Origin of the sequence: Trinickia dinghuensis, assembly GCF_003367175.1 — a bacterium.
Lineage (GTDB): Bacteria > Pseudomonadota > Gammaproteobacteria > Burkholderiales > Burkholderiaceae > Trinickia > Trinickia dinghuensis.
The window spans coordinates 186,212-199,484 of record NZ_QRGA01000016.1; the positions used below are offsets into that span (position 1 = coordinate 186,212).

At 63.0% G+C, this 13,273-nt stretch carries 16 protein-coding genes, 1 tRNA gene and 1 riboswitch; of the genes, 6 read left to right on the forward strand and 11 right to left on the reverse strand.

Going from position 1 to position 13,273, the window contains the following annotated elements; all coding sequences use genetic code 11:
* Positions 1-166: 166 nt before the first annotated feature.
* Together DWV00_RS25830 and DWV00_RS25835 are read left to right on the forward strand one after the other, a co-directional pair.
* On the forward strand, positions 167-769 hold the full coding sequence (locus DWV00_RS25830) for a DUF1439 domain-containing protein (RefSeq protein WP_115536456.1): 603 nt from the start codon (positions 167-169) through the stop codon (positions 767-769).
* Positions 770-848: 79 nt separating this feature from the next.
* Positions 849-1,685 carry an undecaprenyl-diphosphate phosphatase gene (locus DWV00_RS25835; protein WP_115536457.1) on the forward strand — a complete coding sequence of 279 codons (837 nt, stop codon included), beginning with the start codon at positions 849-851 and terminating at the stop codon, positions 1,683-1,685.
* 73 nt (positions 1,686-1,758) lie between these two features.
* Here the strand turns inward: DWV00_RS25835 and trmB are convergent, their stop codons facing one another.
* From trmB to DWV00_RS25865, 6 genes are all read right to left on the reverse strand, one after another.
* Positions 1,759-2,508, reverse strand: coding sequence for a tRNA (guanosine(46)-N7)-methyltransferase TrmB (gene trmB, locus DWV00_RS25840; protein ID WP_115536458.1), 750 nt, complete (start codon positions 2,506-2,508; stop codon positions 1,759-1,761).
* Between the two features lie 195 nt (positions 2,509-2,703).
* Positions 2,704-2,910, reverse strand: coding sequence for a hypothetical protein (locus DWV00_RS25845; protein WP_147297980.1), 207 nt, complete (start codon positions 2,908-2,910; stop codon positions 2,704-2,706).
* Positions 2,911-3,180: 270 nt separating this feature from the next.
* Positions 3,181-3,618: a lysozyme inhibitor LprI family protein gene (locus DWV00_RS25850; RefSeq protein ID WP_115536460.1), complete on the reverse strand. Its 438-nt coding sequence runs from the start codon at positions 3,616-3,618 to the stop codon at positions 3,181-3,183.
* Positions 3,619-3,967: 349 nt separating this feature from the next.
* A tRNA-Gly gene (locus DWV00_RS25855) sits at positions 3,968-4,042 on the reverse strand.
* 114 nt (positions 4,043-4,156) lie between these two features.
* Positions 4,157-4,726 carry a hypothetical protein gene (locus DWV00_RS25860; RefSeq protein ID WP_115536461.1) on the reverse strand — a complete coding sequence of 190 codons (570 nt, stop codon included), beginning with the start codon at positions 4,724-4,726 and terminating at the stop codon, positions 4,157-4,159.
* A gap of 10 nt (positions 4,727-4,736) precedes the next feature.
* Positions 4,737-5,141, reverse strand: coding sequence for a DUF1493 family protein (locus DWV00_RS25865; protein WP_342767010.1), 405 nt, complete (start codon positions 5,139-5,141; stop codon positions 4,737-4,739).
* Positions 5,142-5,388: 247 nt separating this feature from the next.
* Here DWV00_RS25865 and DWV00_RS25870 point away from each other — a divergent pair, with 247 nt between their 5' ends.
* Entirely contained in the window at positions 5,389-6,117 is a 729-nt protein-coding gene (locus DWV00_RS25870; protein WP_115536463.1) for a phosphatase PAP2 family protein, read from the forward strand.
* Positions 6,118-6,168: 51 nt separating this feature from the next.
* Here the strand turns inward: DWV00_RS25870 and DWV00_RS25875 are convergent, their stop codons facing one another.
* Positions 6,169-7,401, reverse strand: a complete 1,233-nt coding sequence (locus tag DWV00_RS25875; RefSeq protein WP_181885588.1) for a branched-chain amino acid ABC transporter substrate-binding protein — start codon at positions 7,399-7,401, stop codon at positions 6,169-6,171.
* Positions 7,402-7,753: 352 nt separating this feature from the next.
* A riboswitch (Fluoride riboswitch) is annotated at positions 7,754-7,816 on the forward strand.
* A gap of 84 nt (positions 7,817-7,900) precedes the next feature.
* Here DWV00_RS25875 and crcB point away from each other — a divergent pair.
* On the forward strand, positions 7,901-8,287 hold the full coding sequence (crcB, locus tag DWV00_RS25880) for a fluoride efflux transporter CrcB (RefSeq protein WP_115536465.1): 387 nt from the start codon (positions 7,901-7,903) through the stop codon (positions 8,285-8,287).
* 144 nt (positions 8,288-8,431) lie between these two features.
* Positions 8,432-8,764, forward strand: coding sequence for a DUF190 domain-containing protein (locus DWV00_RS25885; protein WP_115536466.1), 333 nt, complete (start codon positions 8,432-8,434; stop codon positions 8,762-8,764).
* A 122-nt stretch (positions 8,765-8,886) separates the two neighbouring features.
* On the opposite strand, the gene DWV00_RS25890 is transcribed toward DWV00_RS25885, so the two are convergent.
* From DWV00_RS25890 to DWV00_RS25900, 3 genes are all read right to left on the reverse strand, one after another.
* Positions 8,887-9,450 (reverse strand): YggT family protein, encoded by a 564-nt coding sequence (locus DWV00_RS25890; RefSeq protein WP_115536467.1) that lies wholly within the window; start codon positions 9,448-9,450, stop codon positions 8,887-8,889.
* Between the two features lie 97 nt (positions 9,451-9,547).
* Positions 9,548-9,865, reverse strand: coding sequence for an EthD family reductase (locus tag DWV00_RS25895; RefSeq protein ID WP_115536468.1), 318 nt, complete (start codon positions 9,863-9,865; stop codon positions 9,548-9,550).
* Between the two features lie 82 nt (positions 9,866-9,947).
* On the reverse strand, positions 9,948-10,877 hold the full coding sequence (locus tag DWV00_RS25900; RefSeq protein WP_115536533.1) for a Rossmann-like and DUF2520 domain-containing protein: 930 nt from the start codon (positions 10,875-10,877) through the stop codon (positions 9,948-9,950).
* An 843-nt stretch (positions 10,878-11,720) separates the two neighbouring features.
* Between DWV00_RS25900 and DWV00_RS25905 the strand changes: the two genes are divergently transcribed.
* Positions 11,721-12,002 (forward strand): hypothetical protein, encoded by a 282-nt coding sequence (locus DWV00_RS25905; protein ID WP_115536469.1) that lies wholly within the window; start codon positions 11,721-11,723, stop codon positions 12,000-12,002.
* 177 nt (positions 12,003-12,179) lie between these two features.
* Here DWV00_RS25905 and DWV00_RS25910 read toward each other — a convergent pair whose 3' ends face one another.
* Positions 12,180-13,271 carry an asparaginase gene (locus DWV00_RS25910; protein ID WP_115536470.1) on the reverse strand — a complete coding sequence of 364 codons (1,092 nt, stop codon included), beginning with the start codon at positions 13,269-13,271 and terminating at the stop codon, positions 12,180-12,182.
* Between the last annotated feature and the right edge of the window lie 2 nt (positions 13,272-13,273).

Genomic DNA, 13,273 nt, shown 5'->3' on the forward strand with positions numbered 1-13,273 from the left:
CGGCGAGACGAAACCCCAACGGCTTCGTCTCGCCGGCGCATGCGAACGCGCTCGGCATGCGCCGGTGAAAACGAGCCCAGAAAGCGATGCGGGTTAGTATTCCTTTATGCGGCCAACGGCGAGCCGGCCGGTGCCTAACGCCGAGGCTGAACACTAGGAGTCATGCATGACGTACGCTGTTGCGCCCCGTCGGCGCAAATTGCTGGGTTGGGTTTTCGCGGCCGTTGCCGGCGCGTGTATTGCGAGTGTTGGCGTTTCGCTGTCCGCGTGCGCGAGTTCGACGTTCCCGTTCATCCCCGATCACTACACGTTTTCGCGCCAGCAGATACAGACGGCGGTGGCGCGAAAGTTTCCCTACCACCGTACCGTATCGCAGCTGTTCGACGTCGCGCTGACGAACCCGGTCGTGGGCTTCGAGCCCGGCAGCAACCGTGTCACCGTCCATGTTGACGCGCACATCGCAAGTCCGTTTCTGCAGCAGCCTGTCGATGGTGGATTTCTTCTGACGAGCCAGCTCGAATACGACGCGCCGACCCACGCCGTCGTGCTGCGCTCCCCAAGCGTCGAGCGCGTCGACGTGGACGGCCAGGCGCAGGCGTACCAGCAGCAGATTCAGGCAGCCGGCGCGGTTGCCGCCGCGCAGTTGCTGGACGGCTATCCGATCTACACGTTCAAGCCTGAGCAGCTGCAATTCGCCGGCGTGGACTTCGAACCCGGTACAATCACGATCCTTACAAACGGCATACGCGTTCAGATCGTCGAGAAATGACGTTCGCGCGGCCGCGAGAGGCCGCGCACGGAAAGCTTGCTGCCCGGTCCGCTCGCACTCATCGAGAGAGAGGGCATCGATGGACTGGGTTTTGATCGGCAAGGCACTGATTCTCGGCATCGTCGAAGGGGTGACCGAGTTTCTTCCCGTCTCCAGCACGGGACATTTAATCGTCGTCGGCAGCTTGCTCAATTTCGGCGGGGATGCCGCGAAGACATTTCATGTCGTGATCCAGTTCGGCGCCATTCTCGCCGTCTGCTGGGAATACCGGCAGCGCATCGGCCGCGTGGCCTTCGGCGTATGGGGCGATCGGACACAGCGCCGCTTCGCGCTGAACGTCGTGATCGCGACGATCCCGGCCGTCGTGCTGGGTCTTGCCTTCGAAGCCGCGATCAAGGACGCACTGTTCGCGCCGGTGCCCGTCGCATTCGCGCTCGTGGCGGGCGGCATCGTCATCCTGTGGGCTCAAGCACGCGAGCGCCGGCTAGGGGGCGCATCGGGCCGCATTCGGACGCTCGACGAACTGCGTCCGCTCGATGCCCTCAAGGTGGGGCTTGCACAGTGCTGCGCGTTGATTCCGGGTGTCTCGCGCTCGGGTTCGACGATCATCGGCGCCATGCTGCTGGGCGTCGAGCGCCGAGTCGCCACCGAGTTCTCGTTCTTCCTCGCCATCCCCGTGATCGGCGGCGCGACGCTTTACGAACTCGTCAAGCACCGCGGAACGGCATTCGTCGATATGGCCGACATCCTTACGGCCGGCACCGTGGCCGCGTTCATCAGTGCGTTCGTCTGCGTGCGCTGGCTGCTGCGCTTTCTCGCCACGCACGATTTCACCGTGTTCGCTTGGTATCGGATCGCGTTCGGGATGATCGTGCTCGTGATCGGCTATGGCGATGCGCTCAATTGGGGCGCGTAGGATTGCCGCGCCCCGGCGCCGAGGCTGGACGTCTGACGCGGCACGGCCTTGGCGCGAGCTTTATTGCGTGCGGTTAAGTCCGCCGTTTGAACACTAGATCCCATACCCCGTGGCCGAGCCGCAAGCCGCGCCGCTCGAATTTCGTCACGGGGCGGTAGTCGGGGCGCGGTGCATAGTCTTGCGCCGTGTTTTCGAGCGACGGCTCGGCGCCGAGTACTTCGAGCATTTGCTCCGCGTAGTTCTGCCAATCGGTCGCGCAGTGCAGATAGGCGCCCGGTTTCAAGCTCGACGCCAATAGCGCGACGAACGGCGGCTGGATCAGCCGGCGTTTGTGGTGCCGTGCCTTGTGCCACGGATCCGGGAAGAAGATGTGAACGCCGTCGAGCGTGCCCGGCTCGATCATGTGTTCGATCACCTCGACCGCATCGTGCTGAACGATCCGGATGTTCGTCAGCGAATGCTCGCCGACGAGCTTGAGCAGCGCGCCCACACCGGGCTCGTGCACTTCCACGCCGATGAAATCGTCGGCCGGACGGACGGCCGCGATCTCGGCCGTCGTGGCGCCCATACCGAAGCCGATCTCCAGCACGCGCGGGGCTTGGCGGCCGAACAGCGAGTGCCAGTTCGCTGGGCCGGGCGAGTACGGAACGACGAAGCGCGGGCCCAGTTCGTCCATGGCGCGGCGTTGGCCGGTCGAGACCCGGCCGGCGCGCGTGACGAAGCTGCGGATGCGGCGCGGGAAGAGGGGGGCGTCGGGCGTTGCGTCGCCGTTGTTGTCGGGCGCGTCGGGCGGCAGGCCCGTGTCGTTCGGATCGTGAATCATCGTTTCTAGAGCAGTCTAAGGCGTCGGCGCCCGGCGACATGAAAAAGCCGCCAGCGCGGGCGGCTTGCGGGTCGGGCGCGCGCCGGCGGATGGCCGGCGTGAAGTAGTGGGCGAGATTGTAGACGAGAGTGCGGCGCGCGTGAAATCGCGGGGGGCGTACGCGCGCGGCGAGCAACAGGCTTGCGTGTTGACGGTTCAGTCCGACACGATCACGTGGATGCGGTTTGGTGTTTCGATCTCGAATTCGCGCGTGCGCCCGATGCGAACGTCGAGCAGCAGGCGGTCGAGGTCTTGGAGCATTTGCTGTTGGCGCGAGGCATCATGCGCCGGCTTGTCATGCAAGTCCTTGGCGACCGTTTGACGCGTATCGACGAGCAACCCGACGGCGCTCGTGCGTGACATGAAATACCGTTCCATCTTTTTCGATTACACAAGAAGTGGGCAGGTGGCCGTGGCCTTACGGACCGAAGTTGGCCGAGCCTCGTATCGACAGTAGCGCGCGCCGGAAATTCCTTGATTCGTGAACCGGTACCATCTGTTCGCTTGGCAACCACCGTGGCGTCTAGCGCGAGGACCGATTCGCTTGCTCGCTCGGCGGCGCGGCCGACATTTACACAGTGAGGGGTGGCGCGCGATATTTCAAGCACCCCACTGCACTGTGTACGGGGCACGCTACGGGCAGCTATTCGACGAGAGCGTTTGCATCATTTGTTTGGTGCGATCGGTCGCACACATGGCGACCGCAGCCGACAGCATCGAGCCGTCGCCCCATTGCTGTTCGGCTGATTTTTGACAGGTTTCGTCACGCTGCTTGCGCCAGGCCGCGACTTTTTGCGCGAGCACGGCGCCGCACTTCGGCGAGGCTGCGCGCCGTTCGTCGATGAGGTGGCGCAGCGTGCGTTCGGCGGCCAGTTCGTCGCGCAAGGCGCAGAACTTCATGCTGGTTTGATTCGCGTCGCAGTTCGCGAGCAGCGTCGTGACCTGGATGGGGCTCATGCCGCTGTGCTCGGCCAACTCGGCGGTGAGCGTTTGCGCGCGTGCAGCGACAGCCCACACCGATAGGAAGGCGAGCAGTAAGAGAATACGTTTCGTAGGTCTTTCCGCCGACATGGCTGGCTCACGCCATCAGAGACAACTTACCGACTCCGGATGAGACGCTGAGAGATGGACTGCAGCGGGTGATCGGAATCCTTACCCCAAGTCCCGCGGGTGCCGCTGGCCCACATAGCGGGAACGGCGCGGGTGCGCAGCCTAGATTTCTAAGACAAGCGCACGGCAGTATAGCAAGTCTCACGGGGGCCGGAGATGGCAAGTCTGAATGTTGGGCATGGGTTCGTATCAGTGCTGAGCGTGTGACTGCGCGCGGCGCACGTGAGCTGTGGGCGCTGCGCCTTTTTGCTTCAGAGGGGGAGTTCCGCTGACGCTACCTGGAGGACCTGTGGATAGGTGGCGGCAGCGTTGGAGCGGGCGATGGGAATCGAACCCACGTCTCTAGCTTGGGAAGCTAGGGTAATGGCCATTATACGACGCCCGCAGAGCCAGCTATTCTACAGGGGGCGCGGTGGGGATGGCAAGCGCAAGAAATTGGCCGGTGGTGGCAAAACTGGCATGGCTTTCAAGAGCGACCGTTCTCGACCTTGGCGGAATCCTATTGACCAAGGCCGCAGGGCTTGGTTTTGTTCTTGTCCAGCGCGGGTGCCTCGCGACACGACGCGGCTTTGTAGCTTCTGCTTTTGCGGTCGAACTTGAGTCGCATCGAGTTGCAGTCGACCGCGGTACATTGCGTTTCCTCGATGTCACGCATGCCGTCGTGAGCGGACGACAGCACCCGAAAACCATCGGAACTATCTTCGTAGAAGATGTGACCATTCAAAACCAGCCAATGCTGGAAGATATGAGCGCCGTAGAACGGTGTGAAATATGGCTCGAGCGTCGGCCTGACGTACAGAACCTTTTGCCCATGCAGACCAATCGGCACCGCCTTCTGTACGAGTCTTGTGCTCGCGTCTTTCGGTATCTCGCCCGCCTCGGCAAAGCCGCTCAAATCTTGAAGTTGCGCTTCGTGCTTCATTAGCACTTTCGCAAAGGCCGGAGTCACGTGACTCCAACCGTTGGTCGGATCTTCCGTTTCGTTGTCGAACAGCGGCTTGGCTGCGAAGGCGCGCCCAGCTGCGAGGCCGATCAACAAGTAGAGAAAAAGAAAGGCTGTGCGTTTCATGTTCTCTTTGTCACTGCGTTGTTGCAGACCGCGCTAGCGCTTCCGCGTCCCACTTGCCGTTGATAAGCGCGCTGTGAAGCATTCCCAGAGTTATGGCTTCTCGCTTAAATGTATGTGGCCTTCTCAGTAGCTTCATCGTCAAATGATAAAGAATCCCTTCGCCTTCCATCAGGAAGTAGCGACGGAAATCGTAATCACCTCTATCGATGCCGAACAGTTCGAAGAAGTGCTGCATGAATTCGTCGGCCTCCTCACCCTGCTGGCCCAAATCATCTTCCACCGTTGACTTTGCGGAGATAGTTTTTTTTGACGATATACACGCTTCCCTTCTGACGAAAGACTCGAGATCCTCCCACGTGTAGTTCCCCCTCAAAATATTTTTCCTCAGGCGAGTCGTCAGTCTGGATCGTATCAAAGAATTCGGCGTGGCAGTCGTTTCGTATGATTAATTGATGGACGACCTCCACCCCAAGCCCGTCGCCCCCAGGCCCGATTAATGCGACGAAAGAATCCCCTCCGCCGCGCTAAATATGACGATAACGCGGCCGTTTTTTTAAATTTTTATGAATCGTTTTCATGCGACGATGCTCGGGGCTCCCCCTCGGCTCAGCATTTGGGACTCAGCGGGGGGCGACCCACGTAACAAGAAGGAGAAGGACGTAGTGAACGGTTTCGACCATACAATTCTGACTTTCTTGACGCAGCACGCGTTTCATTCCGGCTTCGCCAACCGCGCGGTCAAGGCGATGACGGAGTTCTACACGATCAAAGGGCTCGTGCTGACCACGGTGCTCTGGTGGATCTGGTTCGCGCAAACGGAGCGCGCCGGATCAAAGCACACCGTCGAATCGAACCGGCAAATGGTGATCGGGACGATCGTCGCCGCGCTGCTCGCGCTTCTCATCGGTCGACTCATGGCGCATTACTTGCCATTCCGGACGAGGCCCGTGGACGATCCCAATCTCCATCTGCATTTCCCCGAGGCGACTTACACGGAGAGCACGCTCCGATTCTGGAGTTCATTCCCGAGCGACCACGCCATGATGTGGGGCGCAGTTGCCACGGGAATTTTTCTCGTCTATCGCGTCCTCGGCGTTTTCGCGCTGCTTTACACCGTGCTTTGCATCTTGCTGCCCCGCGTGTACCTCGGTTTGCATTACCCCACCGACATCATCGCTGGCCTGGTGCTCGGCATAGCGTTGGCGGTCGCGGTGACGCGCGACGCCGTGCGGGTCAAGTTCGCGGCCCCGATCCTGCGCTTGATCGAGCGATTTCCGGCACCGGGCTACACGCTCGCCTTCGTCCTTTGCTTTGAAATGATCACGCAATTCGACGATCTTCGAGTGGCGACCGAGGTGATCAGAAAGGCGCTCCTGCATACAGCGACTTGAGGCGGCACGGGCGGCCGGCGGCTGAGTGGATCGCGCGATGTTGCCGCGGTCCTACTTCGCGGCGACCCAGCGCCCCTTGGCGTCGAGGTTCGCATAGGGCTGGAACTTGCCGTCCCGAACCGTCACGGCCATGAAGGCCGCCTTGGCCCGATCGCCCTTCTGATCGAACGCGATTTCACCGGTCGCGCCGTTGTAGCTTTTCAACCGATGCAGCGCCGCGGCGATGTCCTCCGGCTTGGCTGACTTCGCGCTCTTGATTGCCCACGCCGTAACGCCGATCGCGTCGTATTCATAGACGGAATACGGCCCCGGCGCGCGCCGGTACGCCGCTTCGTAGGCTTTCACGAACCGCCGTGCCCCCGCGGTCTCGAGAAATTGCGGCAACGGCGACGTCATCACGATCATGCCCTCGGCCGCCGCGCCTCCTTTTTCGATGAGCGCCGGGTCTGCCGTGCCGTTGCCCATGAAGTATTTGATCGAGGGCGCCAATGCATGCCGATTCTGGGCCAGCACGATCGCTTCGGCGGAATAACCCGTGTAATAGAGCACGTCGGGCTTCAAAGCCCCCACGGATTTGACGGTATCGCCATAGTCTTGTTGTCCGGGCGTGATCGCGCCGTCGTAGACGACGTCGATGCCGTCTTTCTTTAATGCGTCGACGGCGCTTTTGGCCAGTCCTTGCGAATAGGCGGAGCCGTCGTTCATCACGGCCGCGCGCCTCGCATGCAATACGTCCTTCATGAACTGCGCGGCCAGGGCGCCCTGCGAATCGGTGCGCCCGATCGTGCGAAAGGCGTTGTTCCAGCCGTGGTCGGTTAGTTGAGGGAAGGTCGAAGCATCAAGAACGTAAGGAATGCCTTGGTCGTGCAGCACGCGTAATTCGGGGAGCGCGGCACTCGAGCAATAACCGCCGGCCACCGCCGCGACCCCCGCGGAAGCGAGTTGGCTCGCCGCTTGAGCCGCGATATCGGCGTTGCAGGCGTCGTCCTTCGGGACCAGCGCCAACTGTCTGCCGAGCACCCCGCCCTCGGAATTGATTTGCACCACGGCGAGCATGGCACCGTCGACGATGTCCTTGCCGGCCTGCGCGCAACTTCCCGACAACGGCACCGGCACGCCGATTTCGATGATGTCCCGCGCCTGCGCCTCGGCTAACTGCTGTGCCAAGGCGAGCGCCAGTCCGACCCCGACCGCCCAAGCCAGCAGCGCAATACCACCAGAGCCGGGCCCCATACGCCGCCGTACTCCGAACAGGGGAATGGAACGGATACTGTCGATCCTCATCTTGCGACCTCTTTGGATACCGATACCTGCTGCCGTCCGCCGCCCGGCTACGTGACGGCCTTGGTGTGCGACTTCGGAAATGGACAGGAAGCGACCGGCTCTCGCCTTCGCCATGCAACGTAGATATCGGCGGTTTTCTCTGGAAGATGAAACCGCCTGTTGGCATGGAATCGTTTCGCTAGGGAATACGATAGCCGGCGTGCTTTCGTTGATATCGATCAATGCCGACGAGCATGAGCGAGTCCTGCTGCGGGAGGGGAGGGCATATTGCGTATCGCCGCTCAAACCCCTAAAGTAGCGTGTCGTCGCACTGCGCGGCCGGGCGCCTCTCGCGCCGGTTGAGTCCGCGCAGTGTGCACGGGGAGATGGCATACCTCCTTTAACCGCCTTTGTGGCTGATGATGCCTACCATTCCCGAGCCGGAATCGGTAGGCGTTCGCACGTTCGGCGCTGCTGTGTTCCGGTTCATCGAAAAAACGATTCGAATCAGGACCGCACGTTGACTTACTCGATTCTCTCCATCTTCATCGGTGCCGGCCTCGGCGCGCTGCTGCGCTGGTTTTTGAGCCTCGGCCTGAATGCCGTCTTTCCGGCAATCCCCCTTGGCACGTTCGCGGCGAACATGATCGGCGGCTATCTGATCGGCGTGGCCGCTGTGTTCTTCACCACCAAGGCAGGCCTGCCGCCCGAGTGGCGGCTCTTCGTCATCACGGGATTCATGGGCGGTTTGACGACGTTTTCGACCTTCTCGGCCGAGGTCGTCACGTCGCTTGCAGGAGGCCAGTTCGGCTGGGCGATCGCCGAAGCCGCCGTGCACTTGTTCGGCTCGTTCGCGCTCACCGCGCTCGGGATGTGGACGGCACGTATTTGGCTCGTTGCCGCTTGACGGAAAAGGGCGTTCGCAAAGGGCTGCCCGCCGCCAAGCCGTCACAGTCGATTGAGTGCCGGTCCGGCATCGCCGCCGTTGTAGCCGCGCGATGCGGCAAGAGGCACAATCGACAGCGACGCCGCGTTAGCGCCAGGAGGCCTTATGCAAGTCGAGCAATGCGTGTTGTTGCGATTCTATGTGCACGAGAATCACCGGTTGCGCGGCAAGCTTTTATGGGAATGGCTACTCGGCTGCGCGAAGGATCTCGGTGTCATGGGCGGCTCGGCATTCCGGGCCATGGCCGGTTTCGGCGCGCATGGGGTCCTGCATGAGGACCGCTTCTTCGAACTGCAGGGATCGTTGACGGTGCAAGTCGAGTTCGTGGTCACCGAGACCGACGCCCGGCAGCTCATCCATCTCGTGGCGCAGGAAAAGGTGCGGGCCGTCTACACGACGACCCCGGTCACGTTCGGTGTCATCGGCACCGATGCGTGACGTGACGGGAATCCGAGGCGGCAATCGCTTCGGGTCAGGTGCTCCCGCCAAGGTACGCCCGGCTAGGCTTGCCTCCGACTGGGCAAGCCCCGAGCTACGCGCCCCGGGCTGGGCGCCCCCGGCTAAATACCGAACATCGTCAGCGACACGGCCATCCGCGTGATCACCATCAGCAACACCTGCACGATCACGAACAGCAGAATCGGCGAGAGGTCGATGCCGCCAAGATTCGGAATCACGCGGCGCAGCGGATTCAGGAACGGCGCGGTCAGCTGAGAGAGGATCGACATGGCGGGCGAACTCGGATTGAGCCACGACAGCAGGGCCATCAGGATCGTCAGCCAGATAACGAGATTCAGTGCCCACTTGACGAGCGTGAGCACCGACACGAGCGCGATGGTGGGGGCGAACTGAAGCGGATCGACGCCCGCGAGCGCGATCATCGCCACGACGAAGACGACCGCCGCCAGCAGCGCCGCGACGATGCTCGCCACGTCGACGCGCTTGGCCTTCGGCAGCACGCGCCGCAGCGGCAGGACGAGCCAGTTCGTCGCCTGGAAAATGGCGTTGGATACAGGGTTGTACGGCGGCAGGCGCACGACCTGCAACCAGGCGCGCAGAATCAGCGCGGCGCCGAACAACGTGAAAATAGTGTTGAGCAGAAAACGGGCAATATCCCCGAACATCTTCGATCCTTTCCTTCTTTGAGTCTCTTGTTTGGCACACGCCGAGCGCCTACGCCAGGCGTTCGACGCATCGGTCCAACCTGCGAGGCGGCGCCCGTCAGACGTTCACGAGCACTTCGCTGATCACAATTTGCGGCGCGCTGTCGGTGTAATTCGGGATGTCGGCGACGAGTTCGGCCGCCACCGGTTTGAATACCTCCGTGAACGCCTCCACCGAGTCGAACAGAAAATGACCGGCCGCCACGAAGGCCGCTGCCGAACCCGGTTCTCCGCCGCTGATGCCCTTATCGACGGACCATCCCTTCAGCGCCGGTTCGAAATACTGGGCCGCCTGCTTCATATGCTTGGCGCAATAGTAGTCGAAGTCGAAACGGACATTTTCTCGATAGGGATAAAGGATGCTGACCTTGATCATTTTGGCGTTCTCGTCAGGTTGCTGGGCGGCACCGAGGGCCGCACAAGGCGGCCGTGAGCGCCGGTCGTCACCATATCACGGCTTACGTTGCGCCTGCACTTCGCGAGAGGGAGCGCTCTAGGCGCGCGAGCGTCGCTTCGACCGCCTCGGTCATCGCATCGATCGACGCCGGAGGCTGCGTGCGCGATCGCGCGAGCGACAGCGCGCGTCGCGTGAGCAGCGCATAGAGCGTCGCATGGTCGGAGCCGAGCGCTTCGAAGGCCGCGAGCTGCTGCTCGAGCACGGCCGCGTCGCCGCGCGAGACGGGGCCCGCCAGCGCGCCGGACAGGCCCTTTGCGCGCGCGGCCTGAACCGTGCCCGCGAGCATCGGCAACAGCGCGCGCAGCGATTGGTCTTCGTCGAAGCCGAGCGTGCCCCAGACGTCGACCGCCTCCGCGAGCGCGGCCAGCGCGAAGCTGGCCGCGTAGTGCGCCGCGCCGTGGTACAGCATCCGCCGCGCGCCCTCGAGCGTCAGTATTTCGCAACCGAGCGAACGCGCGAGCGCGCCAAGAAGCGGGGCGAGCTCGCCTTGTGCCTCGATCGTCACCGAGCAGCCGGCGATGCGCTCGAGGTCCGCTTCGTCGCCGCTGAATAAATAAAGCGGATGAAACCCGCCGATCGATACGCCTTGCGCGCCGGCCGCCGCGAGCACGCCGACGCTCGTTGCACCGCTGCAGTGCACGAGCGCGGCCGAGCGGCCGTCGCGCGTATCGAATCTCAGATTGTTCGCGATCGTACCGATGCTGTCATCGGGAACCGCTAAAAAGACAAGATCGGAAGAATCGGCAACGGCCTGCGCATCGGCCACGGCCCGGCACAGCGGCAGGGCACAGGCGAGGCGCCCGGCGGAATCGGACGAGCGGGCGGTCACCGCGGCGACGGGATAGCCCGCGCGGGCGAAGCCCGTCGCCAGGCAGCGCGCCAAGCGGCCCGCGCCGATGAACCCGAGACGTGGAAGAGCAGGAAGCGGCATGGTCGAACCGTACGGAACGCGCTTGCCGCGCGTTGCGGCGTAAAACGACGAAGCCGCCAGTATCGCGCATCGGGGTCCCATCGTGGGCCTACTCATTGCGCATACCGCGTCGCGTGCCGATTCGCAACGGGGGTTCGTGCCGATTTTCGCCGATGCGTTTCGAGCGTCGTATTGAGAGGCGCAGTCGGTCAATCGTAATACGTACCGGACTGACGCGCTTCGTTCTTCGTTCTTGTGTCGCAGCCATGCATGGGAGGTCACGATGAACGTTTTTTCATACCGTAAACATTTGCGGTTCCTCAGCCGCGCGCAGCGCCGCCTTTGGTGGGATCAGAAAAAGCGCCTGACGCCGCGGGTCAAGATCGGGGAGGCTTACGTGCCCCCCAGCATCACGCGCGAATTCACTTACGTGAAAGTCGGATGACACGTCGGAGGCAGGGTCATCGATGGCTAGGCGTCATGGCTCGCACGCCCGTCGTTCATGTCGAAACATCGAAACGAGCGGGTGGGCGGCGCCCCGGCGATTGCTTCCGGCTTCGGTAGTCAGCGCATGCCGGCCGCGGACGTACGCGCATGCAACGAATTTGTAATTAAACATTACCGACGGTGTCGGATCGTTTGGCCTTCGAGCGGTAAAATCTCACCTATCGCGCCTCGCCACGCTTGGCGGGCGCCGATCTTCGCGGTTGCTCGGGTGCGCCCCGATTGCAATTTGCAACAAATGCCCAGCCCTCGTTCCGCGCTTTTTCGATACATTGGATGCGTAGGTTGCTGCCGTGCCGCTCGGTGTTTCGCGCCTTCGTGGCCCGGCCGCCCATTCGCCAGAGGGCAAGAGGAACAGTAATGAAAAAGCTCGCTTCGTTGATCGCTGTCGCAGCATTGAGCGCGGGTTTCGCCGCGACGGCTCAGGCGCACGTGTCGATCGGCGTCGGCATCGGCATTCCGGTCGCGCCGGCTTACCCTGTCTACGCACCGCCGCCGCCCGTGTATTACGCACCGCCTCCGCCGGTCGTCTACGCGCCGGCCCCGGCCTACTACGGCCCGCCGCCCGTGGTCGTCGGCGGCTACTGGGGTGGCGGGTACTACCACCATTACCATCACCGCCGGTATTACCGGGGCTGGTGATCGCGCTTGCGTCGGGCGAATGCTCGCCTGACGTGTAGCGACGGATGCACCGGTGCCAACGGCGCAACGTCGGCTTTTCGCCGCGTTGCGCCGTTGGCGTTTACGGGACTCGGTATTCAGTATCTCGGTATTCGCGGCGCCTGGGTTGCCGAGTGCGCGCTCGAAGCGCGCTAGCGTTTATGTCGCTTGGCGTGCGAGCGGGACGCGTACTTCCATACGCCCGACTTCGAGCCCGACTGTGTTTCTGATCGTCGGCGCGCGAAATTTGTCCAGTTGCGCGCGTTGAGACGCCGTGCCGATACCGAGGTCGTGAAGCAATTCAGTGACGACGGCGGTCAGAATCGCGCCGTTGCCGTCTTCCATTTTCACAGCCAGGCCGAGCGGGCCGTCGATGCCGTCGACGCCGTGCGCGCCCGCGCGCACGCCGAGCCCATAGCTGCCTTCCGCGCCGACTTTGCCGACGACATTGCCGCCGAACGCGCTCATCAGCGCCGTGCAAAAACGTCCGTCGCCCGCGACCCATTCCGGGTGCGTCGTCATCGCGGCATAGATACGCGCGAGCGCGGCGTCGCGCGCGCTCGCCGGCGTACCCCGCGCTGCTTGATCGGCGGCACTCGCCAGTTTCGCGAACAAGCGGGCAAGGCGGTCGAGCGCGAAGCTCGGGGTCGGCAGGTTGCAGCCGTCGATGCCCCAAGCGATGTCGGCTTCGTCTAGATCGACGAGTTCGGCCAGCGTGCGCTTCACGCTCTGCTGCAGGGGATGCTCGGGGCGCTCGTAGTCCTTCGTCGGCTGACCCATGGCCAGTGCGGCCGCGAGCATGCCGGCGTGTTTGCCGGAGCAGTTGCTGCATACCGGCGTCGGCGCGAAGTCGCGCTTGATCCATGCGCGCTGGACCGCGTCCGAGATTGCCGGATGACCGCCGCAGCGCATGTCGTCTTCGGTCACGTGCGCTTTCGCGAGCATGGCGCGCGCGCGGGCGATATGACGGTCCTCGCTGTTGTGCGATGCGCACATCAAGGCGAGATCGGCCTCGTCGAAGCCGAAGCGCTCGAGCGCACCCGTTTCGAGAATGGCCAGGGCTTGAGCCGGCTTGACGGCCGAGCGCGGCAGCGTGAGGCGATGCGGGTCGCCGAATGCGTAGAGCAGGCGGCCGGCGCCGTCGACGACGGCGACATGCGCCTGATGACGGTTTTCAACAGCCGGGCCGCGATAGGTCGTGACGGCGGCCGGGGCGGCTTGCGTGGTTTCAGCGGCTTGAGCGGCATTCATGG

Bases quoted from the DNA above. Each gene is read 5' to 3' on its own strand.
- DWV00_RS25850 (WP_115536460.1), bottom strand. From the start codon at position 3,618: ATGTCGGCGGAAAGACCTACGAAACGTATTCTCTTACTGCTCGCCTTC.
- DWV00_RS25845 (WP_147297980.1), bottom strand. From the start codon at position 2,910: ATGTCACGCACGAGCGCCGTCGGGTTGCTCGTCGATACGCGTCAAACG.
- DWV00_RS25875 (WP_181885588.1), bottom strand. From the start codon at position 7,401: ATGAGGATCGACAGTATCCGTTCCATTCCCCTGTTCGGAGTACGGCGG.
- DWV00_RS25890 (WP_115536467.1), bottom strand. From the start codon at position 9,450: ATGTTCGGGGATATTGCCCGTTTTCTGCTCAACACTATTTTCACGTTG.
- DWV00_RS25830 (WP_115536456.1), top strand. From the start codon at position 167: ATGACGTACGCTGTTGCGCCCCGTCGGCGCAAATTGCTGGGTTGGGTT.
- trmB (WP_115536458.1), bottom strand. From the start codon at position 2,508: ATGATTCACGATCCGAACGACACGGGCCTGCCGCCCGACGCGCCCGAC.
- DWV00_RS25905 (WP_115536469.1), top strand. From the start codon at position 11,721: ATGAAAAAGCTCGCTTCGTTGATCGCTGTCGCAGCATTGAGCGCGGGT.
- DWV00_RS25900 (WP_115536533.1), bottom strand. From the start codon at position 10,877: ATGCCGCTTCCTGCTCTTCCACGTCTCGGGTTCATCGGCGCGGGCCGC.
- DWV00_RS25885 (WP_115536466.1), top strand. From the start codon at position 8,432: ATGCAAGTCGAGCAATGCGTGTTGTTGCGATTCTATGTGCACGAGAAT.
- DWV00_RS25835 (WP_115536457.1), top strand. From the start codon at position 849: ATGGACTGGGTTTTGATCGGCAAGGCACTGATTCTCGGCATCGTCGAA.
- DWV00_RS25910 (WP_115536470.1), bottom strand. From the start codon at position 13,271: ATGAATGCCGCTCAAGCCGCTGAAACCACGCAAGCCGCCCCGGCCGCC.
- DWV00_RS25895 (WP_115536468.1), bottom strand. From the start codon at position 9,865: ATGATCAAGGTCAGCATCCTTTATCCCTATCGAGAAAATGTCCGTTTC.
- DWV00_RS25860 (WP_115536461.1), bottom strand. From the start codon at position 4,726: ATGAAACGCACAGCCTTTCTTTTTCTCTACTTGTTGATCGGCCTCGCA.